General features: G+C 68.3%; 19 protein-coding genes, 1 rRNA gene and 1 pseudogene. 6 read left to right on the top strand and 15 right to left on the bottom strand.

Annotation, left to right across the window (positions count from 1 at the left end):
• Positions 1-104: ribosomal RNA gene (gene rrf, locus ABDW61_RS25805) — 5S ribosomal RNA — on the top strand; the annotation flags it as partial.
• 63 nt (positions 105-167) lie between these two features.
• Here the strand turns inward: rrf and ABDW61_RS25800 are convergent.
• Both ABDW61_RS25800 and ABDW61_RS25795 read right to left on the bottom strand, forming a co-directional pair.
• The gene (locus ABDW61_RS25800) at positions 168-1094 is read right to left on the bottom strand and encodes an MBL fold metallo-hydrolase (RefSeq protein ID WP_343642887.1); all 927 of its coding nucleotides are present in this window, start codon (positions 1092-1094) and stop codon (positions 168-170) included.
• Positions 1095-1113: 19 nt separating this feature from the next.
• Positions 1114-2808, bottom strand: a complete 1695-nt coding sequence (locus ABDW61_RS25795; protein WP_343642885.1) for a long-chain-fatty-acid--CoA ligase — start codon at positions 2806-2808, stop codon at positions 1114-1116.
• Between the two features lie 175 nt (positions 2809-2983).
• Between ABDW61_RS25795 and ABDW61_RS25790 the strand changes: the two genes are divergently transcribed.
• Positions 2984-3907 (top strand): permease, encoded by a 924-nt coding sequence (locus tag ABDW61_RS25790; protein ID WP_343642883.1) that lies wholly within the window; start codon positions 2984-2986, stop codon positions 3905-3907.
• A 24-nt stretch (positions 3908-3931) separates the two neighbouring features.
• On the opposite strand, the gene hppD is transcribed toward ABDW61_RS25790, so the two are convergent.
• Positions 3932-5056 carry a 4-hydroxyphenylpyruvate dioxygenase gene (gene hppD / locus ABDW61_RS25785; RefSeq protein WP_343642882.1) on the bottom strand — a complete coding sequence of 375 codons (1125 nt, stop codon included), beginning with the start codon at positions 5054-5056 and terminating at the stop codon, positions 3932-3934.
• 138 nt (positions 5057-5194) lie between these two features.
• On the opposite strand from hppD, the gene ABDW61_RS25780 reads away from it, so the two are divergent.
• Positions 5195-5677 (top strand): Lrp/AsnC family transcriptional regulator, encoded by a 483-nt coding sequence (locus ABDW61_RS25780; RefSeq protein WP_343642881.1) that lies wholly within the window; start codon positions 5195-5197, stop codon positions 5675-5677.
• Between the two features lie 56 nt (positions 5678-5733).
• Here ABDW61_RS25780 and ABDW61_RS25775 read toward each other — a convergent pair whose 3' ends face one another.
• The 6 genes from ABDW61_RS25775 to fusA all read right to left on the bottom strand — a co-directional run bounded on the left by ABDW61_RS25775 (position 5734) and on the right by fusA (position 10995).
• Positions 5734-6345 carry a methyltransferase domain-containing protein gene (locus ABDW61_RS25775; RefSeq protein WP_343642879.1) on the bottom strand — a complete coding sequence of 204 codons (612 nt, stop codon included), beginning with the start codon at positions 6343-6345 and terminating at the stop codon, positions 5734-5736.
• A gap of 61 nt (positions 6346-6406) precedes the next feature.
• Positions 6407-7219, bottom strand: coding sequence for an HDOD domain-containing protein (locus ABDW61_RS25770; RefSeq protein WP_343642877.1), 813 nt, complete (start codon positions 7217-7219; stop codon positions 6407-6409).
• Positions 7220-7429: 210 nt separating this feature from the next.
• Positions 7430-7681, bottom strand: coding sequence for a hypothetical protein (locus ABDW61_RS25765; protein ID WP_343642876.1), 252 nt, complete (start codon positions 7679-7681; stop codon positions 7430-7432).
• A gap of 66 nt (positions 7682-7747) precedes the next feature.
• Complete coding sequence (locus tag ABDW61_RS25760) at positions 7748-7933, bottom strand: hypothetical protein (RefSeq protein ID WP_343642875.1); 186 nt, start codon at positions 7931-7933, stop codon at positions 7748-7750.
• A gap of 336 nt (positions 7934-8269) precedes the next feature.
• The gene (locus tag ABDW61_RS25755; protein WP_343642874.1) at positions 8270-8860 is read right to left on the bottom strand and encodes a hypothetical protein; all 591 of its coding nucleotides are present in this window, start codon (positions 8858-8860) and stop codon (positions 8270-8272) included.
• Between the two features lie 68 nt (positions 8861-8928).
• Positions 8929-10995 (bottom strand): elongation factor G, encoded by a 2067-nt coding sequence (gene fusA / locus ABDW61_RS25750; RefSeq protein ID WP_343642889.1) that lies wholly within the window; start codon positions 10993-10995, stop codon positions 8929-8931.
• Between the two features lie 314 nt (positions 10996-11309).
• On the opposite strand from fusA, the gene ABDW61_RS25745 reads away from it, so the two are divergent.
• Entirely contained in the window at positions 11310-12482 is a 1173-nt protein-coding gene (locus ABDW61_RS25745) for a PQQ-dependent sugar dehydrogenase (RefSeq protein ID WP_343642873.1), read from the top strand.
• 54 nt (positions 12483-12536) lie between these two features.
• On the opposite strand, the gene ABDW61_RS25740 is transcribed toward ABDW61_RS25745, so the two are convergent.
• The gene (locus tag ABDW61_RS25740) at positions 12537-13169 is read right to left on the bottom strand and encodes a GNAT family N-acetyltransferase (protein WP_343642872.1); all 633 of its coding nucleotides are present in this window, start codon (positions 13167-13169) and stop codon (positions 12537-12539) included.
• A gap of 162 nt (positions 13170-13331) precedes the next feature.
• Entirely contained in the window at positions 13332-14564 is a 1233-nt protein-coding gene (locus ABDW61_RS25735) for a GGDEF domain-containing protein (protein WP_343642870.1), read from the bottom strand.
• A gap of 40 nt (positions 14565-14604) precedes the next feature.
• Here ABDW61_RS25735 and ABDW61_RS25730 point away from each other — a divergent pair, with 40 nt between their 5' ends.
• On the top strand, positions 14605-15660 hold the full coding sequence (locus tag ABDW61_RS25730; RefSeq protein ID WP_343642869.1) for a beta-propeller fold lactonase family protein: 1056 nt from the start codon (positions 14605-14607) through the stop codon (positions 15658-15660).
• A 13-nt stretch (positions 15661-15673) separates the two neighbouring features.
• On the opposite strand, the gene ftrA is transcribed toward ABDW61_RS25730, so the two are convergent.
• A complete protein-coding gene (ftrA, locus tag ABDW61_RS25725; protein WP_343642868.1) occupies positions 15674-16663 on the bottom strand; it encodes a transcriptional regulator FtrA in 990 nt (329 codons plus the stop codon).
• A 100-nt stretch (positions 16664-16763) separates the two neighbouring features.
• On the opposite strand from ftrA, the gene ABDW61_RS25720 reads away from it, so the two are divergent.
• Complete coding sequence (locus tag ABDW61_RS25720; protein WP_343642866.1) at positions 16764-17177, top strand: rhodanese-like domain-containing protein; 414 nt, start codon at positions 16764-16766, stop codon at positions 17175-17177.
• A 2-nt stretch (positions 17178-17179) separates the two neighbouring features.
• Here the strand turns inward: ABDW61_RS25720 and ABDW61_RS25715 are convergent, their stop codons facing one another.
• The 3 genes and pseudogenes from ABDW61_RS25715 to ABDW61_RS25705 all read right to left on the bottom strand — a co-directional run.
• Positions 17180-17689 carry a CreA family protein gene (locus ABDW61_RS25715; RefSeq protein ID WP_343642864.1) on the bottom strand — a complete coding sequence of 170 codons (510 nt, stop codon included), beginning with the start codon at positions 17687-17689 and terminating at the stop codon, positions 17180-17182.
• On the bottom strand, positions 17682-18872 hold the full coding sequence (locus tag ABDW61_RS25710) for an acyltransferase (RefSeq protein WP_343642863.1): 1191 nt from the start codon (positions 18870-18872) through the stop codon (positions 17682-17684). The genes ABDW61_RS25715 and ABDW61_RS25710 overlap by 8 nt, the downstream gene beginning before the upstream one ends.
• Positions 18873-19134: 262 nt before the next feature.
• Positions 19135-19243: pseudogene (locus ABDW61_RS25705) on the bottom strand (IS110 family transposase); the annotation flags it as partial.

Below are 19243 nucleotides of genomic sequence, written 5' to 3'. Positions count from 1 at the left end.
CATAGCGAGTCGGTCCCACCCCTTCCCATCCCGAACAGGACCGTGAAACGACTCAGCGCCGATGATAGTGCGGATTCCCGTGTGAAAGTAGGTCATCGTCAGGCTAATATCCCGCAAACCCCTCGATCAGTACTGGTCGAGGGGTTTTTGCTTTTGGGTTCCCGCGGTCACTTCACGCGTGCGGCGAATAGGTGCTCCGCTGGCTGCCATAGCGTGCCCGCTTGTATGAGTTCCGCCACGAGGCGCGAGGACCATTCGTGCGTATCAAGCGTCGGCCAATAGCGTTCGCGCATTCGGGTGGCAATAGGCGTGTGGTCCAGCCATTGATTGAGTTCAACGCGAGAGCACCGCTGAGTCTCAAGCATGTGGAAGACCATGAGCGCCTTGATCGCGCTTGCTGCATGTCGATCGGGGTGTCGTCGATAGTGCGCCAGCCGACTGCGAGACAGCTGCAGCGCTGCCGCGACCGCCTGAAAGGGCTCGCCGTGCCCTGGGATGACCAGCGCAGGAGAGAGTTCTTCGATCAGGTCTAGTGTCGCGTCGACCTCGTCGAAGGCGTCGGTGCCGTCGAGTTCTGGGAAGACGATGCCAAACCCCTTCTCCCAAAGGGCGTCCGCAGAAATCAACGTGCGGCTGCCCGGCTCAAATAGGATGACGGAATGGGGATCGTGCCCAGGAGCTGCATGAATTCGCCATTCTCTGTCACCCTGATGAAGGGTTCTTCCCGGTAAGAGCTTTCCAGCTGGCGTGAACCGAGCGCAGCGCTGGCCCGTGGCCTTGAAGCTGAGGGCGGCCTCGTCCCAGCTTGAGGCAGCCTCGAATTCTCCAGGTGGAATATGAATCGGGCAGCCGTATTTCTCCACAAGCGCCGCATTCCCACCGCAGTGGTCGGAATGGAGGTGGGTATTGGCGATGAGCCGAACGGTTTCTCCGGGAGACACGGCGGAATGCACCAGTTCCAAGGTTTGGTCGGCGTGCGTGGCGTAGCCGGTGTCGATCAGTACCGCGCCCTCCTCGGGCGTCGCTCCATGCAAGATGACGTTATTCGAGGAGAGCCAGCCTCGCTCGAGGACGGTGATGCCGGAGGGCAGCATGGCCTTGTTTCGCCGTCAATTATTGGCGCAATTCTCGCCTCAAGATTTTGCCTACGTTGGTCTTCGGCAGTTCGTCGCGAAACTCAATATATTTTGGTCGCTTATAGCCAGTCAATTGTTTGTGGCAATAGTTGGAGAGATCCTCTTCCGCCAGCGCGGCATCCTTCTTGATGACAAACAGCTTGACTGCCTCGCCGGAATGCGGGTCGGGTACTCCGATGGCGGCGCATTCGAGGACTCCCGGATGGTGGTTGACCACCTGCTCAATCTCGGTCGGGTAGACATTGAAACCGCTGACCAAGATCATGTCCTTCTTACGATCGACGATGCGGGTGAAGCCCTCCGAATCCATCACACCAATATCCCCGGTCTTGAAGAAGCCATCCGGGCTGATAGCCTCCGCAGATTCTTCGGGACGGTTCCAGTATCCCGCCATCACCTGCGGCCCTCGAATACAGATTTCGCCGCGCTCGCCAAGGGGCACGTCGTTGCCCGCGTCATCGCGGATCGCAATCTCCGTATTGGGCACGGGCAGACCGATGGATCCGTTGAATTGATCAAGATCGAGGCGATTGACCGTGGCCACTGGGGACGTCTCCGAGAGCCCATATCCTTCGACCACGGGGCACCCCGTGATTCGCGCCCATTTCTCGGCCGTCGCCTGCTGTACTGCCATACCGCCCCCGTTGGAGATCACCAACTCGCTGAAGTCGAGTTTCGAGAAAGCTGGATCATTGGCCAACGCATTGAATAGCGTGTTCACGGCCGGGAACATGTTCACGCGATAGTTGCGCAGCGTGGCGATCAGGCCTTGAATGTCACGGGGATTCGGAATCAGCAGATTCATGATTCCCATCCGAGCCCCCAGCATATAGCACGCAGTCAGCGCGAAGATGTGATAAAGGGGGAGGGCGCAAACAATGGTCAAGGGTTTGTCGCCAAGCCGATTGAGCATGGGTGCAAACCACGCCTCGCTCTGCAGAATATTCGCGACCACATTTCGATGAAGCAAGGTCGCGCCTTTGGACAAACCTGTCGTCCCGCCGGTGTACTGGAGAAACGCCGGATCGTCGGCGCTGATGGTCACCGGCTTCAACTGCAGCCGCCCGCCCTCGGACAAGGCTTGATTGAAGCGAGTGACCGAACGCCCATTGGCGAGTGGCAACCGAAACTCCGGCACCATCTTCTTGATGTGGCGCACCGCGAAATTGATGAGCGGTCCTTTCCACCAGCCGAGCATGTCCCCCAGCCCGGTGAGCACCACGTGTTTGACTTGCGTTCGCTCGATCACCTCGGAGAGCGTCTTCGCGAAGTTCTCCAACACGATGATGGCTTCCGCGCCGGAGTCCTTCAGCTGATGTTCCAGTTCTCGAGGCGTGTAAAGCGGATTGACGTTCACCACCACGAATCCGGCGCGCAGGATGGCGGCGATCGCCACCATGTACTGCAGGACGTTGGGCATCATGATCGCGACGCGTGCGCCCGGCGGCAGCCCGCGCGCCTGCAGCCAAGCGCCCAGCGAGCGCGAAAGCACATCCACCTGCGCGAACGTGAGGCGCTGATCCATGCAGGCCGCCGCGTCGCGATGCGCGTGCTTCCGGAAGGCCTCCTCCAGCAGGGCCACCAGCGAGGGATAGACGTCGACCGGGATCTCGGCAGGAACGCCTGGCGGATAGTTCTTGAGCCAGGGCTTGTCGGCGTAGGTTGCGCTCATGTCTCCTCGTCGCATTCTTGATGTGGATGTGGATCCCGAAAGGATCCGCCGATGCTGGCCGCTGCCTTGGCGGCCTCGTAGCGGGGATGCCCTAGGCCCGGTCGTCACGTCAGGGACAGTCCCAGGCCTCGGCACGGGCGCCTACACTCGCCCCTTTTTTGATGTCGGAGTCCGGATGAACGGCAGGCTGCAGCGCCTCACCTTCTTGTTTCGTTGGATCGTCGGGCCGCTGCTCGCCCTGGGTGCCGGTATTCATTGGCATGCATGGGCCGGCGTCGGTGTCCTTGCGCTCTTCGTGCTGGGATCGCCGCTCGTGATGCTTCCGCATTTCCTGGCGTTGCGATTCGTGCCGCCGGCGCCGGGCTTGCCAGTCGCCCCGATGGGAGATCTGCTCCAGGCCTGGTGGCGTGAGGTCGTCGCGGTGACGCGGGTGTTCGGGTGGCAGCAACCGTGGGCGGAACGCCAGGAACCCGACTTCCTTCCCGTCCCGGATCAAGCCCGGGGCCGGCGGGGCGTGCTCTTCCTGCACGGGTACAACTGCAACCGCGGCCTTTGGAACGGCTGGATGAAGGCGCTGCGACATCGCGGGATCCCGTTCGTCGCGCTCACGCAGGAGCCCGCCTTCGGGTCGATCGAGCGCTATGTGCCGCAGATCGATGCGGCGATGCGCACGCTGCACGAGCTCACCGGCCTGCCGCCATTGATCGTCGCGCACAGCATGGGGGGCTTGAGCGCGCGCGCCTGGTGGCGCAGCACCGGACACGACTTCAGCCGCATCCACCGCATCCTGACGCTGGGCACGCCGCACCACGGAACGCTGCTGGCGAAACTCGGTACGACGGAGAACGCCCGGCAGATGCGAGGCGATTCCGAGTGGCTGAACCAGCTGGCGCGCGACGAGCCCGCGCATCTGGCGGACCACTTCGATTGCCTCTATGGGCACTGCGACCAGATCGTGTTTCCGTCGGAGACGGCGATCCTGCCCGGGGCCCGGGTCCTGCACCTCCCGGCGCGGGGACATCTGCAGCTCGTCTTCGAGCCCCAGGCCCTCGAAAGGGCGATGGCGCTGCTCGAAGAGCCCACCGTACGAGTGGGCTGAGTCAGCGCGAGTTCAGCGTGTCGATCAGGCGTCGGCCTTCAGGACGCCGCGGCGGATCTGGTCGAGCTCGATGCTCTCGAACAGCGCCTTGAAGTTGCCCTCGCCGAAGCCCTCATTGCCCTTGCGTTGGATGATCTCGAAGAAGATCGGTCCGATCACTTCCTTCGTGAAGATCTGGAGCAGCAGCTCGTGCGGCGCGCCCTGGTGGGCGGCGCCGTCGATGAGGATGCGCAGGCGGCGCAGCTCGTCCAGATTCTCCTTGTGCTCGGGCAGACGCTTGGCGACCAGGTCGTAGTAGGTGTCGATGGTGTCCTGGAACGCGACGCCCGTGTCCTTCATGCCCTCGACGGTGCGATAGATGTCGTCGGTGCCCAGCGCCACGTGCTGGATGCCTTCGCCGTGATAGAGGTCCAGATACTCGGCGATCTGGCTCTTGTCGTCGCTGCTCTCGTTGATCGGGATGCGGATCTTGCCGCAGGGGCTGGTCATCGCCTTGGACTTCAGGCCGGTCAGCTTGCCCTCGATGTCGAAATAGCGGACTTCGCGGAAGTTGAACAGGCGCTCATAGAACTCGGCCCATTCCTTCATCCGGCCGCGGAAGACGTTGTGAGTCAGGTGATCGATGTAGGTCAGGCCATGGCCCTTGGGCGTGGAGGGGACCGGCTTGCCCTCGGCGTCCAGCAGGGGGACGAAGTCGACGTCGTAGATGCTGATGTTGCCGATCTCGCCCGGTGCCGCGCCGTTCTTGCCTTGCCAGCGATCGACGAAATAGATCAGCGAGTCGCCGATGCCCTTGATGGCCGGGATGTTCAGCTCCATCGGGCCGGCCTTGTTGTCGAAGCCCCAGGCGCCGAGTTCCAGCGCGCGCTGGTAGGCGAAGGCGGCATCCTTGACCCGGAACGCGATCGCGCAGATCGACGGGCCGTGCAGCCGCGCGAAGCGCTGGGCGAAGGCGTCCTGCTCGGCGTTGATGATGAAGTTGACGTCGCCCTGGCGGTACAGCGTGACGTTCTTGTGGCGGTGACGGGCCACGGCGGTGAAGCCCATCGACGTGAACAGCGCGCCAAGCGCGGCGGGATCGGGCGCCGCGAACTCGATGAATTCGAAGCCGTCCGTACCCATCGGGTTGTCCCAGGGAGTGAATGCCATGCGTGTCTCCGGTGCCCCGGTCAAGGGGATCTGATCAGGAATGCGATGGCGTCACTGTAGGAGGAGGGAGGCGCAGGATTACTGCGATCCATGGCGCGCCGAAGGGGGAGGGCGCAAGATTCCTGCAAGAATCCGCGGATGGACAAGCAGATCGAGCTCGACGCGATCGACCGGCGCATCCTCCAGGCTCTGCAGGCGGACGGACGGATGACCTACGACGCGCTGGCGGCGCAGGTGAACCTGTCGTCGTCCGCGGTGCTGCGGCGCGTGCGCCGGCTGGAGGAGGACGGCGTGATCACCGCCTACGTCGCGCTGGTCAACCCGGAGCGCGTGGGACTGGGTCTCACGGCCTACATCAACGTGCGGCTCGAAAAGCACACCGAGAGCCACAAGCGCACCCCGATGGACCTGTTCCGGGCGGCGGTGCAGACCTGGCCCGAAGTGGTGGAATGCGCCGCCCTGACGGGGGAGATGGACTACCTCCTGCGTGTGCTCGTCGAGGACATGAGCCATTACGCGCGCTTCATCAGCGACACCCTGCTGCGCCATCCCAGCGTGCAGGACTGCAAGACCAGTTTCGTGCTGGACCGGCTCAAGAACACGACGGCGATGCCGGTCTGATCCACATCGCGGACCCGCGCTGAGCGGCGGGCTCTGTGGTGGGCTCAGCGGCTGGCTCAGCGGCGCTCCAGCACGACGGCGAGTTCGAACCAGCCGCGCTCATGAGGGCGCTGGGCGTAGGGAGGCGCCGGCCACTTCCACAGCGACAGCGGGAACAGCGCGCGCATCGCGTTGATGTCGCAGTGGTAGGGGGGACCGATGACCTGGCCTTGCTCCGACTCCTCGCGGCGCGCCTGCATGAACAGCGCCAGCAGGCGGCCGCCCGGCTTCAGCCAGCGCTGCAGCTGCTCGGCGTAAGTGGTCCATTGGTCCGGGTGCAGGGCGCACAGGCAGGTCTGCTCATAGACCAGATCCAGCGGCTGGTCCGGGCGCCAGGCCAGCACATCCGCCTGTTCGACGCGGCCCGGCAACTGCTCCTCCTTGAGCTTGGCCCGTGCGATGTCGACGGCCGCCGGCGTGTAATCCAGCCCCGTCACGTCGAGCCCCGCGCGCGCCAGCACCGCGAGTTCATGACCGCGGCCGCAGCCGGGGACCGCGATGCGCGCGCCCTTGGGCAGCACGCCTTCCTCGAGCCAGGCGGCCAGCTGGGGATGCGGCCCACCGCGATCCCAGCCGGTCTGGCCGCTCTCGAATCGTTGTTGCCAGAACTCGCGATCGGGGCCCGCCATGTCTCGTCTCCTCGCGCGTGTCGCGCTGTCGTGAAGACGCGCAGCCTACCGCGCGCGGCGCTCAGACGGTGCCGTCGACCTCGTGGACCAGTTTCAGCGTGTGGGCAGGGGACAGGCTCAGCAACTCGCCGATCTCGATGAGGTCGTCGGGCACCGCCGGGTTCTCCCAGCTCTGCGCGGTGTGCCGCGCCAGCCGCACCGCCAGCATCACCGAGCGAACCTGCGGATCATGGCTCTTCTTGTCATCGACGATGTGCGCGAGCAGCTCGGGCAGATGCCAGCTGCGCATCAGCGCCTGCTCGAGGTCGCCGAGCTCGACACCCAGCACCGCGCGCTGCGCCGCGATGCTGCGCAGCGCCGGATCGGCCTGCTGCCGGCGCTGGATCTCCAGCGCCAGGTCGGGGGCTTCGCACCACAGCAGCATTTCCGAGAAATCGTGCAGCAGCGCCGCGCTGTGGATGACGGCGGCATCGGGATCGACGCGGTGCGCGGCGAAGCCCAGCGCGAAACGGGCCGCGCGCTCGGCGCGATGCAGCACGCGCTGGACGCCGGCGAGCGCCTCGGGCCGCGAGGCCAAACGCTGCTCGACGGTGGGCTGCTCGCCGAAGTTCCGGAAGAAGGGGGTGATGCCCATCAGCACCAGCGCGGCCGTGACCGTCTCGGCGTCGGTCAGCAGCCGGCTGGAGCGCCTCGATGCGGCATGCGCCAACACCTTCAGCGTCATCAGCGGGTCCTTGCTCAGGACCTCGCCGAGGAGGTGCGCGTCGACCGCGTCCTCATTCGCGCGCCAGAGCTCCAGTTGCTCGGCCGTGCTGGCCAGCACCGGAATCTCCATGCCGCGGAAGTGCGCCGTCCACGCCGCCAGATCCGGCAAAGGCCGGGTCAGCGGCTGGAACGGAGGCGGAACCGGCGGATTCCCCTCTCCGTTCCCCGGCGGGGCAGAGGCAGCGGGCGGGACGCTCTGAGTCATGAAGCGAGGTCGCCGCGTGGGCGGCGATACACGGTGATCGTTCATCGTATATCGGCTCGGCGCCCGCGAGCTTGATCCCCACTGCGGCCAGGATGACCGCCAGCCAGACGGGCATCACAGCCGCTGCACACCCGAGAGGGTGCCCCGCAGTTGGCCATCGACATAGATCCGGCCGCTGCCGTCGGCATCGGCGTGGAACTCCAGGCCGGCGGCCGCTTCATCGCGGCGCGCCGCTGGCGCGACGCGCCAGGCCCAGCTGATCATGCGCCCGCCGGCGCTGAGCAGCAGGATCGCCAGCCAGCCCCGCAGGCTCTGCTGGCGGGCCAGGCCATGCATGCGGCCCGGCATCAAGGTGATCTCTTGCATGTCTTGTCTCCCTGGGCGGCCTGCGCCGGACCGGGAAGACGTCCCGATCCGCCGCAGGCGGCCCGCTCAAGGGCTGAAGTCGTCGTACCGCTGAAGCGCACGCTTCAGCGCTTGCTGTTCCTGCTGGCGGCGGCCGCCGGCGCTGGGGCCGTGGCGGCCCGCGGAGCGGCCGTGGCTCAGGGCCACGAAGGGGTTGCGCGGCTTGCGCGGTGTCAAGGCAAGACGCGGACGGGGAGTGATGAACTGGGCCATGGCAGCCTCCTGTGATGACAGACGAATCGGTGGGTGATCAGGAGCGCCGCGGTCCCGGGGCGGTCGCGACAGACGCGGCCACTGCGGCGGGGGCTCCAAAGTTGCGCAGATGATAAATATCTGATTATCAAGCGCAAGCGGTTTTTATCTGACGTTGTCCCCCGGCGACGGGACGGCGCGGGCACGTCTCTTCCCGAACGTAAACGCGAACCCGTGCGCGAGCGCGCCGCGGCGATGGCGCGGCGCAGTGCAGCGGGTCCGGAATGGCCCGGAGTGAACGGGAGGCGGCGAGGGGGAACGCCGCGGAGCCGGCGCTCGGCAGCGCTCAGCGCTGCATCAACGCTTCTTGCCCTTGAGCGGCGCGATGCTCTGCTGCAGCTTGCGCCACTCGTCCACTTCGGCGGCGGGCGACGCGATGGCCTTGGCCGCGGGCGCAGGCGGCGCGGTGGCCGCGGGCGGCGTCAGCACTTCGCCGAGCAGATCCAGCAGACGCGTGCGCGCGCGCTGAGGATGGCGGCGGTAGTACGTCAGCACCAGGCCGACGATGAAGCGCTCGTCATCGTCCTGCGGCAGGCTGGGAGACTGCTCCGCGGCCACCGGGCGGCTTGCGCTTGATAAAGCCGCGTTGCCCTGGCCGTGCAGGGCCGGCGCGGCGCCAAGGGCGCCATGCTCCTGGTCCATCCAGCCGCTTGGTTTGTGGCTGAGCTGTTCGAACTGGCGGGCCAGCCGTTCGCCGATCTGGCGCGAGCGGCTCTTGATCTGGCTCCAATAGCTGGGCTGGATCTGGAGACGCTCGGCGAAACGGCGCTCCAGGCCGCGCAAGGCGGCGGCATCGGGATGTTTGATCGTCGCGGCGACAAACTCGTCGAACAGGCGCATCGCGTTGTCCAGGCGGATCTGCGCGACGTCGCGGGGGGCGGAACACATCCCCCAATGATAAAGCTTCGTTCACAAACGCCCGGCCGCCCCTGCGGGAGCCGGGACGAATCAGGGGCTCATTCTTCGTCCTTGAGGTGGTAGCCCGCGGCCAGTTGCGACTGCGTGTTGGGTGGCACCGCCTCGTAATGGGACAGCACCATCGTGTAGCGTCCCTGGCCGCTCGTCATCGCGTTGAGGCGGTTCTGGTAGGCGCTCAGCTCCGCCAGCGGGGCCAGCCCTTCGACGCCGATCTGTCCCGGCACGCTGCTGCGCGTGCCCAGCACCTGGCCGCGGCGCGACGCCAGATCGCCGGTGATGTCGCCGGTGGCGCTCTCGGGGGCGCTGATCTCGACCTGCACGATGGGCTCGAGCACCACCGGCCGCGCCTCGCGCACCGCCGCGATCAGCGCCTTCTTGCCCGCGGTGATGAACGCGACCTCCTTCGAGTCCACCGAATGGTGCTTCCCGTCGAAGACCGTCACCCGCAGGTCCACCACCGGATAGCCGGCCACGACGCCCTGCGCCAGCGCCTGCCGCACGCCCTTCTCGACGGCCGGCATGAACTGGCCCGGGATCGTGCCGCCCTTGACCTCGTCGCGGAACTCGAAGCCGGCACCGCGCTCCAGCGGCTCGATGCGCAGCCAGACCTCGCCGAACTGGCCGGCGCCGCCGGTCTGCTTCTTGTGGCGGTGATGGCCTTCGGCCTTGGCCGTGATCGTCTCGCGATAGGCGATGCGTGGCGGCTGGGTCTGGACGTCGAATCGGTAGGTGTCCTTCAGCCGCTCCAGCAGCACGCGCAGATGCAGCTCGCCGAGCCCGTACACCAGCGTCTCGCCGCCCTGCGGGCCCAGCCCTTCCTGATCGCCGCCGCGTTCCAGGCGCAGGCAGGGGTCTTCCTCCACCAGGCGCGAGAGCACTTCCCACAGCCGCTGTTCGTCGCCATGACGGCTCGGCCGGATGGCCACGCCGTGCACCGGCGTGGGCAGCGCGATCGGTGCCAGATGCAGGTGCTCGTCTTCGGGCGCATCGTGCAGTACCGCGTCGTAATGGAGCTCCTCGAGCTTGGCCAGCGCGCACAGGTCGCCGGGCAGGGCCTGCTCGATCTCGACGTGCTCCTTGCCCTGCAGCAGGAACAGATGGGCGACCCGCACCGCCTTGCGCGCGTGTCCGACGTAGAGCTGGGCGTTCTTCCTCAGCGTGCCCTGGTGCACGCGCAGCATCGCCAGCTTGCCGAGGTAGGGATCCGACTGGATCTTGAAGACGTGGGCGACCACGTGCTGCGCCGGGTCCATGGCGACCAGCAGCGGCTCGGCGGCCTCGCCCTCGCCGCGCAGGAACTGCGGCGGGTTGGCCTCGTAGGGATTGGGCAGCAGCTTCTCGATGACCTCGAGCAGCTCGGCCACGCCCGCGCCGGTACGGGCGGAGACGAAGCACACGGGAATCAGGTGGCCCTCGCGCAAGGCCTGCTCCAGCGGCGCATGCAGCTCGGAGGCGGGCACGTCGCCGTCGTTGAGATAGCGGTCGACGAAGTCCGGATCGACCTCGACCACCTGCTCGACCAGCGCGCGGTGCGCGTCCACGACCGAGCCGAAGTCAGTGTCGCCGCTGCAGCCGAAGAAGCAGTCCTGCACGCACGCGCCGCCCGCCGCGGGCAGGTTCAGCGGGAGGCACTCGCGGCCGAAGGCCTCCTGCAGCTGGCCGAGCAGCGCCTGCGCGTCGACGCCGGGCGCATCGATCTTGTTGACCACGATCAGCCGGGTGAGCCCGCGGCCCGCGGCCGCTTCCATCATCCGCTTGACCATCAGTTCCAGGCCGGTCTGGGCGTTGACGACGATGGCCACCGATTCGACCGCCTCCAGCGCGGGCAGCGCCTGGCCGATGAAGTCGGGCGCGCCCGGCGTGTCGAGCAGGTGGACGCGCAGCCCGTCATGCAGCAGATGCATCTGCGCGGTCTGCAGCGAATGCTGCATCCGCTTCTCGAGCGGGTCATGGTCGCTGACCGTGTTGCCCTTCTCGACGCTGCCGGCGCTCTTGATCGCGCCGGCCTTGAGCAGCAGCGCCTCGGCCAGCGAGGTCTTGCCGGCGCCGGCCGGACCGGCCAGCGCCAGGCTGCGGATCGCCGCGATGCCAGGGTGATGGGGCATCGCGGCGCCGCCTGGGCTGCCGGCGGAGGTGCCCTCCGGATCGGAGATGGGACTGGGGGCCATGGCTCGCTCCTCTCAGGCAAGAGTTGGACGTGGGTCTGGAGCCGGATTGCGGCCAGCGTAGAGGAAGCGCCCGCCCTGCACAAGCGAGGGGCATCCGGCCGGCCCCGCGGAGGCGGGCTGCTCGCCTTTGCGACGCGGACACGGCGTGGACGCGGCGCGGCGGCGGCCTAGACTCGGGCCTTCACGGAATCTTGAGGCGGCGACGCGCCGGCCTCCCGAGGGACTTCCGGCGGACACGAGGAGCAGCGGACATGAGCCTGACGGGATGGATGTCGACCTTGGCGGTCGTGGTGGCCGCCGCCGCTTGCGGTGGTGGTGGCGGAGACAACGGCGGCGACGCGGCCGCCCCTGCCCAGCCGGGCGGCGGCGCTTCGGCGCCGGTGATCCAGACGCTCAGCAGCGGGCTGGACCGTCCCTGGGGCATCGCGCAGTTGCCCGATGGCCGGCTGCTGGTGACGCAGAAGGGCGGCTCGATCGTGCGCCTGTCCGCGGCGGGCGCCAAGGAGGCGACGCTCAGCGGCGTGCCCCAGGTGCTGGACAGCGGGCAGGGCGGCCTGCTGGGGATCGCCCTGGATCCGGACTTCGCCAGCGCCGGCGGCAACTGGGTCTACTTCTCCTACTCCGAGCCGGGCACCGGCGCCGAGGCCGGCAAGGCCGGCACCTCGGTGGCGCGCGGCCGGCTCCAGGGCGACGCGCTGACCGAGGTGCAGGTGATCTTCCGCCAGTCGCCAAAGGTCGACAGCCCGGGCCATTACGGCTCGCGGCTGGTCTTCGCGCGCGACAGGACGCTCTACATCACCACCGGCGAGCGCATGAAGGGCAGTCCCTCGCAGGACCTGCAGCAGACGCTGGGCAAGGTGATCCGCGTGAACCGCGATGGCAGCGTCCCGGCCGACAACCCCCGGTTCGCGGCGGGCGCCAAGCCCGGCATCTGGAGCTACGGTCACCGCAACATCCAGGGCGCGGCGCTGCATCCCACGACGGGCGAGCTCTGGATCACCGAGCACGGCCCGCAAGGCGGCGACGAGGTCAACATCGCGCGCGCCGGCCAGAACTACGGCTGGCCGGTGAAGAGTTACGGCTGTCCGTACGGCTCGCCGGTCGGTGATGCCTGCCGGATCGGCGGCGGCACGCACGCGCCGGACTACATCGAGCCGCTGACGACCTGGACGCCGATCTCGATCGCGCCGGCCGGCCTGATCTTCTACACGGGTGACCTGTTCCCCGAGTGGCGCGGGCAGCTGATCTCGGGCTCGCTGGCGGGCATGGCGCTGTGGCGCATCACGGTCAACGGCGACACGGTGACCAGCAAGGAGAAGATGTTCGGCGACCTGGGCGAGCGCTTCCGCGACGTGATCCAGGCGCGCGACGGGTCGCTGCTGACCGTCACCGACGGCGGCAAGCTGATGCGCGTGTCACGCTGACGCCAGTTGCCGCGTGCCCAGCGCGCGATCGCCCTCGCGCACGAGGCGAGCCGTTCACACCAGGTGGGGCAGGCGTTTCCAGTAGAGCGCGGCCGCCTGCAGCTGGCCTTCGGCGCCATGGCAGTGGTCGGGGATCTGCCCCGCGCGCTGCCAGCCCAGGTGCGCGAACACCGACTCGGCCTGCGAATCGGCGCAGGTTTCCAGCCTTAGCAGATAGCGGCCCTGCGTCGCCGCCGCGCATTCCAGCCGCGACATCAGCTGGCCGGCCACGCCGCGGCTGCGCTCCTGGCTGTGCACCATCAGCCGCTGCACTTCCCCACGGTGGTGCGCATTCGCCAGCGGGCACAGCGACAGCTGGACCGAGCCCAGCAGCCGGCCCGGGCCGTCGGATTCGCATGCGATCCACAGCTGGTGATGCTGGCCCAGCCGCGCGAAGACGCCATGCCAGTAGTCCAGCGCCTGATAGCGCGACAGCGGCGCCAGAAAGCCCAGCGATGCGCCTTGATGGACGTTGTCGATCAGCAGCGTCGTCAGCGCCGGCAGCCACTGCAGATCTCGCGAGGACAGCTTGACGACCTCGATCGGCGCGCGCCGCAGCTGCGGTGCGGCTGCGTCATCGCTGGCCAGCGGATTGAAGGCGCGCGGGGCTCGGGCGTGAATGGCCGTGGGATTCAGGGCGACATGCATGGGCGGTGACTCCAGGTCTCGGACAAAGGCGTCCCGGCGCGGACGATCTCGTGGATCGCGAACGGGACCTGGAAAACCCTGACGCAAGCGCCATGCCAGCCGGGCTGCCGCCCGGCCCGGACGGGCGAATGCCGGACGGGCGGATGCCGCGCGGGCCACCGCTCAGGCGGTCGCCGCCACGCTGAGTTCCGCTTCAAGCCCCGGCTCGGCGCACAGCCGGCCCTTGCCCTGGCGCTTGGCGGCGTAGAGCGCCGCTTCGGCGCGGTGCAGCAGGTCCTCGATGTTGCGATCGCCGTTGCGCAGCTTGGCCCAGCCCGCCGAGTAGCCCAGCGTGAAGCCGAGTTCGCGCGGCGCCAGCTCGAGCAGCGCCTCGCGCACGCGGCGATCCAGCGCCGGCGGACCGACCAGGTCGGAGCGCGCCATCATCACGGCGAAGCGCTGGCCATCGATGCGGGCGACGACGTCGCCCAGGCGCTTCTGCTCGTCGAGGCAGCGCCCGAACAGCGCGATCGCCTGGTCGCCCTTGTCCTCGCCGTGGGTGGTGTTGATCGCCTTGCAGCCGTCCAGGTCCATGACCAGGAGCATCAGCGGCTCGCTGTAGCGGCGCGCCATCGAGATCATGTCCACCGAGCGCTGCTGGAACGCGCGCCGGTTGGCCAGGCCGGTGGCGGTGTCGACCTGGGTGAGGCGGCGCAGCTCGGCCTCGCTCTCGCCGCGCCAGGCCACGAGGATGGCGATGGCGGCGGCCAGCACGCAGACATTGGCCATCACGGCGAAGGCCATGTTGAGCGGATGCTGCGCGTCGAAGCTGGGCAGGTGGGCGGTGTCGAAGGCGGCGAGGTAGCCGCGCGCCAGATTGAGCAGCGCCAGCAGGCCCAGGCTGAGGGTGAACAGCAGGCGCCAGCGCAGGTTGCCGAAGGGGCCGCGCTTGACCGGCTGCAACAGGCAGACGCCCAGGGCCAGCATCTGCAGGCCGATGCAGCCGTTGGACCAGGCCAGCCGCAGCGCGTAGTTGTCCCAGCCGGCGCCGTATCCGACCATCACCAGCACCGGCATGCCGTACTGGACGGTGCGGCCCAGGCGTCCCGGCAGCCAGCGGTCGGCGGCCATCCACAGCAGCGTGACGCTGACGCTGAGCAGGCCCAGCGCGATCGTCGAGGTCAGGCGCAGCCCCTCGGGCGGGAGCAGCAGCAGGGCCCAGCCGGCGGCTTGCGCGGCGGCGCTGAGCTGGGCGCGGCGCGCGGCGACGCTGTCGCACCAGCCCAGCAGCAAGGGCAGCAGCAACGCCAGCGCCAGGGACTGGATCAGCATCAGGCTGAACAGCGTGGGGACGTCGAAATGCATACGCGCGGCGCCCGCCGGCGAGGCGGGCGTGAGCTGGTCACGACGGGCCATTGTGGCCCCGATGCGGGCGCGCACGTAAAGTCGCGGCCCCATGAGCCCGAGGACTGTCCACACGTCTGCCGATGCGCGCCCGCCGGGCGTGCCGTTCGCCTATGCCGGCGGATATGCCCCGTCGTGCGGCGGCGTCCACGCGCTGGTGCGGGAGGACGGGGGCCGCGTGCGGGCGCGTCTTGCCGCGCCGATCGAAGGCAGTCCGACCTGGCTCCATCTGGCCGATGGCGGGCGGCGGCTGCACGTGCTGCTCGAGGAGAGTCACGAGCTCGCGAGCTTCGCGGTGGATCCCGCGGATGGAGCGGTCACGCCGATGTCGCGCGTTGCGACGGGCGGCGCGCTGCCGGTGCACCTGGCCTTCGACGAACGCGCCCGCGAGGCGTGGATCGCGCATTACGGCGATGGCAGCGTGCGAGGCGCGGCGCTGGATGATGACGGCGCGCTGCGGGCCCCGGACCGGTCGATCGCGCCAGGAACCGGGGCCGAGCCGCATGCGCACATGGTGCGCCGGCACCCGCGATGGCCGCTGATGCTGGCGACCGACCTCGGCCAGGACCGGCTGCGCGTGTGGCGCCTCGATGATCGCGCCCCGATGCCGATCGAGCTGGAAGGCCTGCCGTTGCCCGCCGGCAGCGGGCCGCGTCATTTCGTCTTCCATCCAAAGGATGCGGGGCAGCTCTACCTGCTCAACGAGGCCGCGAACGCGCTCGACTGGCTGGGCCTGGACGCGACAGGGCGCTTGACCCATCGGCTGCGCATCAGCAGCCTGCCCGCGGGTTTCGAAGGTCTGAACTACGCGTCGGATCTGCAGATCGCTCCGGACGGCCGAGGCCTGTTCGCGCTGAACCGTCTGCATGATGCGATCGCCGTCTTCGATCTCGACGGACAAGGGTGCCCATCGTGGCGTGGCGAGGTGTGGGCTCAGGGCAGCTATCCGCGCAGCGCGACCCTCAGTCCGGACGGCCGGGAGCTGTGGGTCTGCCTGCAGCGCAGCCACCAGGTCTGCGTGTTCGGCCTCGATGGCGAGGACGGGATGCCGCGCTTCGATGGCCGCTTCATCGCAATGCCGGGCGCGGCGTGCGTGGTGTTCCGCTGAAGCGGGCGCCGCGCTACCCGAACTGCCGGCGATAGCGCGAGGGCGCTGGCAGGCCCAGCAGCCGGAAGTGCCGCCGCATCGACTCGGGGGAGCCGAGTCCGGCGAGGTCCGCGACGCGTTCGATGTCGAGCGCCTCACGCATTTCGAGCAGTTCCTTGGCGATCGCGACGCGCTCGCGGGTCAGCCATTCGAGCGGCGCCAGGCCGGTGGCCTCCTTGAAGCGGCGCTGCAGGGTGCGCGCGCTCATCGCCGCGCGGCGCGCCATCGAGGCGATCGTGTGCGTCTCACGCGGATGGGCGCGCAGCCAGTCCTGCAGGACCGCGATCGGGCTGGCCTCATCGGCGGGCATCGGCCGCGGCACGAACTGCGCCTGGCCGCCCTCGCGGTGCGGCGACATCACGAGCCGCTGCGCCACCGCGTTGGCGACTCGAGCGCCGTGATCGCGGCGCACGAGGTGCATCAGCATGTCCAGTCCCGCCGCGGATCCGGCCGAGGTGATCAGCCTGCCTTCATCGACGTAGAGCGCGGAGGGATCGACCTGGATCGTGGGGAACTCGCGCGCGAGGCGCTCGACGTAGCGCCAGTGCGTGGTGGCGCGGCGGCCGTCGAGCAGGCCGGCATGCGCGAGGACGAAGACCCCGGAGCAGATCGTGCACAGGCGCGCGCCGCGCGCATGGGCGGCGCGGAGCGCCTTCAGCAGGGGCTCGGGCGGGCGCTCGCCGGCGTCGCGCCAGCCCGGAATGACGATCGTGCCGGCGCGGCGCAGCATCGCGAGCGTGTAGGGCGCCTCGACGCGCACACCGCCGGTGCCGCGCAGCGGACCCGGCTCGACCGCGCAGATGGCATGGCGATACCAGGCGACACCGAGCTCCGGACGCTCGAGCGCGAAGAGCTCGACGGCGCATCCGAACTCGAACATGCAAAGGCGGTCGTACGCGAGGATCGCGACGAGATGGGGCGCGTCAGGGACCGGGGTCGGGGGCGGGGAGGGCGATCGTGGCATGGCGCGATGTTACCGATCATCGTCATTCCGGCCACTCGCCTGGAAGGCGGCATGGCGGGACACTGACGGCCATCGACACCCCCAACGAGAAGGAAATCCGATGAGCTCGCATGTCTCCGCCATCCCCGCCGCCTCGAGCGATCAGGCGCTCGCGCACTTCGAGCGGGCCTTCGCCTTCGAGACCGACTGCTGGGACGTCCACGACGCGCTGTCGCGCGGTGTTCAGGACTTCGTGCTGCTCGACGTGCGCAGCCACGAGTTGTACGAGCGCGGCCACGTGCCCGGCTCGGTCAGCCTGCCGCACGGGAAGATCACCGCGGGGAAGATGGCCGCGTATCCGATGGACACGCTGTTCGTCGTCTATTGCGCCGGGCCGCATTGCAACGGCGCCCATCGAGGCGCGGTGCGGCTCGCGAAGCTGGGCCGGCCGGTGAAGCTGATGATCGGCGGGTTGACGGGATGGATCGATGAGGGATTCGACGTGGCGATCGGTCAGCCGGTCGCCACCCTCTGAAGTCACTTCACCGGAATCACCGTCCCCCGATCCACCGGGACCGCGGTCACGCTGTTCTGAGGCGAGCCCTCGATGACGCGGTCGGAGTAGGTGAGGTAGACCAGCGTGTTGCGCTTCGCGTCGACCATGCGGACCACGCGCAGCCGCTTGAACACCAGCGAGGAACGCTCCGAGAACACCTCCTCCTGCTTCGGCAGCGCCTTCGGGAAGCTGATCGGTCCCACCGCGCGGCAGGCGATCGAGGCTTCCGACTTGTCCTCGGCCAGGCCCAGGCCGCCCTTGATCCCGCCGGTCTTCGCGCGGGACACGTAGCAGGTCACGCCCTGCACGCCAGGATCGTCGTAGGCGTCGACGACGATCTTGTGGTTCGGGCCGATGAACTTGAACACGGTGCTGACATCGCCGATCTCATCGGCGCTCGCGCCGCTGCACGCGGAAGTGGCCAGCGCCAGCGCGGCGGCGGTGAAGGACAGGACCGCGAGACGGCGGCGGGAGGGACGGACGCTAGGCATGCTGAGGACTCCTTTGGGCCGTCGTTGTAGCACGGGCCGGAGCGTCGAATTGCGACGGGATCCAGCGGTCCCGCAGATCCAGGAACGGCCGCTCCACCAGCCGGTACAGCAGCCAGCCGCCGAGCAGGCAGGCGGCGGCGATGATCGCGGCGGTCCAGCCGGAGGTCCGGGCCAGTCCGAGCGCCACCAGCGGCTTGACCAGCGCGTAGGCGATCGGCTTGTGCGTCAGGTAAAGCGCGTAGGACCAGCGCGCGAGCGCGTTGGCGCCAGGCAGGTTCACGCGCGCCATCGGCCCGCGCGGCGCGAGCGCCGCCAGCACCAACGCGCCGAAGCTCCACGCCAGCGCGCTGTAACCCCAGCTGCTCATCGCGTGACCGTAGCCGTAGTCGTCGATGTAATAGAAGTGCAGCATCAGGGTCAGCATGCCGAGACACGCGGCGCAGGCGACGGCCAGCAGGGTCTTGGCGCGCTGCATCAGCGCGGTCCACGCGGCGGGATGACCCTGCTTGAGCAAGGCGATCGCGACACCGGGCAGGAATTCGTCGAGGCGTGAAAGACTGCCGTAGTAGAGATGCGGGTAGTAGCCGGTGGTCGGATCCTGTGTCCCGTACAGGCGCCAGAGGTGATCGCGCCACGCGATCGCCGCGAGCGTCAGCACGCCGATCAGCGACCATGCGAGCGCCCGGCGATGGCGCTTCAAGGCCGAGCCCAGCATCAATGCGGCGGGCAGCACGAGGTAGAACTGCTCCTCGACGCACAGGGACCAGGCGTGAGAGAACGCGGTGCCGGGCGTGAGTTCGATGTTCTGCGTGAAGGTCAGGAAGCGCCAGAGCGGCGGCGGCTCGCGGCCGCCCAGGACCTGCGGGAAGAGCCAGTAGAGCGCCAGCACGACGTAGAAGTTGGGCAGCGTGCGCAGCAGGCGCCGGCCGTAGAAGCGCGGCAGTGAAAGCTGGCCACCGCGTTGGAAGCCGCTCATCAGTTGATGGGCGATCAGGTAGCCGCTCAGGACGAAGAAGAGGTCGACGCCCGCCCAGCCGATCTGGCTCAGCCAGCCAAAAGTCGGACGGCCGCTGACGAAGGCCTGGTAGTGGTAGGCGAAGACCAGCAGGATCGCCGCGGCGCGCAATGCGTCCAGGCCGTGCAGGCGAGAGGGAACCGAGGCAGGCAGGGCGGAGGAGGACATGCGAGCGTGCCGGCCTCGAGGCCGTGTTGTGAAAAGCGGCCGCGATTGTCAGCGCGCGGCGGAGCGCGAGGCCCATCGTCCGATGAAATGGGCTCGCGCGCGACGAGCGCCGGAATCGCGGCGCGTTACGGGCGTTACGGCGCGGCCGTACCGCAGCGGCTGCTGGCCCTCACCCCCGCCCTCTCCCCCCAAACGGGCGAGGGAGTAATACCAACCCCCTCGCCCCCCGCGAGGGGGGAGAGGGCAGGGGAGAGCAACCGTGTCAAGCGCTCTCGATTTGCCTCCATGGTTGACCGGACTTGAGGATGGCGTTGAGGATGATCAGCAGCTTGCGCATGCACGCGGTCATGGCGACCTTGTAGGCCTTTCCC

The sequence above is a fragment of the Roseateles sp. genome, from assembly GCF_039595595.1.
In the GTDB taxonomy this organism is placed as follows: domain Bacteria; phylum Pseudomonadota; class Gammaproteobacteria; order Burkholderiales; family Burkholderiaceae_C; genus Roseateles.
Note: the sequence above shows the minus strand (reverse complement) of the source record. Positions and strands in the feature narration are given on the sequence as shown.

What these genes read in the sequence shown, in the direction of transcription:
- ABDW61_RS25755 (WP_343642874.1), bottom strand. Translation starts at nt 8,860, where the DNA reads ATGTGTTCCGCCCCCCGCGACGTCGCGCAGATCCGCCTGGACAACGCG.
- ABDW61_RS25730 (WP_343642869.1), top strand. Translation starts at nt 14,605, where the DNA reads ATGAGCCCGAGGACTGTCCACACGTCTGCCGATGCGCGCCCGCCGGGC.
- hppD (WP_343642882.1), bottom strand. Translation starts at nt 5,056, where the DNA reads ATGGCATTCACTCCCTGGGACAACCCGATGGGTACGGACGGCTTCGAA.
- ABDW61_RS25775 (WP_343642879.1), bottom strand. Translation starts at nt 6,345, where the DNA reads ATGGCGGGCCCCGATCGCGAGTTCTGGCAACAACGATTCGAGAGCGGC.
- ABDW61_RS25735 (WP_343642870.1), bottom strand. Translation starts at nt 14,564, where the DNA reads ATGGCCCGTCGTGACCAGCTCACGCCCGCCTCGCCGGCGGGCGCCGCG.
- ftrA (WP_343642868.1), bottom strand. Translation starts at nt 16,663, where the DNA reads ATGCCACGATCGCCCTCCCCGCCCCCGACCCCGGTCCCTGACGCGCCC.
- fusA (WP_343642889.1), bottom strand. Translation starts at nt 10,995, where the DNA reads ATGCCCCATCACCCTGGCATCGCGGCGATCCGCAGCCTGGCGCTGGCC.
- ABDW61_RS25765 (WP_343642876.1), bottom strand. Translation starts at nt 7,681, where the DNA reads ATGCAAGAGATCACCTTGATGCCGGGCCGCATGCATGGCCTGGCCCGC.
- ABDW61_RS25745 (WP_343642873.1), top strand. Translation starts at nt 11,310, where the DNA reads ATGAGCCTGACGGGATGGATGTCGACCTTGGCGGTCGTGGTGGCCGCC.
- ABDW61_RS25790 (WP_343642883.1), top strand. Translation starts at nt 2,984, where the DNA reads ATGAACGGCAGGCTGCAGCGCCTCACCTTCTTGTTTCGTTGGATCGTC.
- ABDW61_RS25795 (WP_343642885.1), bottom strand. Translation starts at nt 2,808, where the DNA reads ATGAGCGCAACCTACGCCGACAAGCCCTGGCTCAAGAACTATCCGCCA.
- ABDW61_RS25715 (WP_343642864.1), bottom strand. Translation starts at nt 17,689, where the DNA reads ATGCCTAGCGTCCGTCCCTCCCGCCGCCGTCTCGCGGTCCTGTCCTTC.
- ABDW61_RS25760 (WP_343642875.1), bottom strand. Translation starts at nt 7,933, where the DNA reads ATGGCCCAGTTCATCACTCCCCGTCCGCGTCTTGCCTTGACACCGCGC.
- ABDW61_RS25780 (WP_343642881.1), top strand. Translation starts at nt 5,195, where the DNA reads ATGGACAAGCAGATCGAGCTCGACGCGATCGACCGGCGCATCCTCCAG.
- ABDW61_RS25710 (WP_343642863.1), bottom strand. Translation starts at nt 18,872, where the DNA reads ATGTCCTCCTCCGCCCTGCCTGCCTCGGTTCCCTCTCGCCTGCACGGC.
- ABDW61_RS25740 (WP_343642872.1), bottom strand. Translation starts at nt 13,169, where the DNA reads ATGCATGTCGCCCTGAATCCCACGGCCATTCACGCCCGAGCCCCGCGC.
- ABDW61_RS25800 (WP_343642887.1), bottom strand. Translation starts at nt 1,094, where the DNA reads ATGCTGCCCTCCGGCATCACCGTCCTCGAGCGAGGCTGGCTCTCCTCG.
- ABDW61_RS25720 (WP_343642866.1), top strand. Translation starts at nt 16,764, where the DNA reads ATGAGCTCGCATGTCTCCGCCATCCCCGCCGCCTCGAGCGATCAGGCG.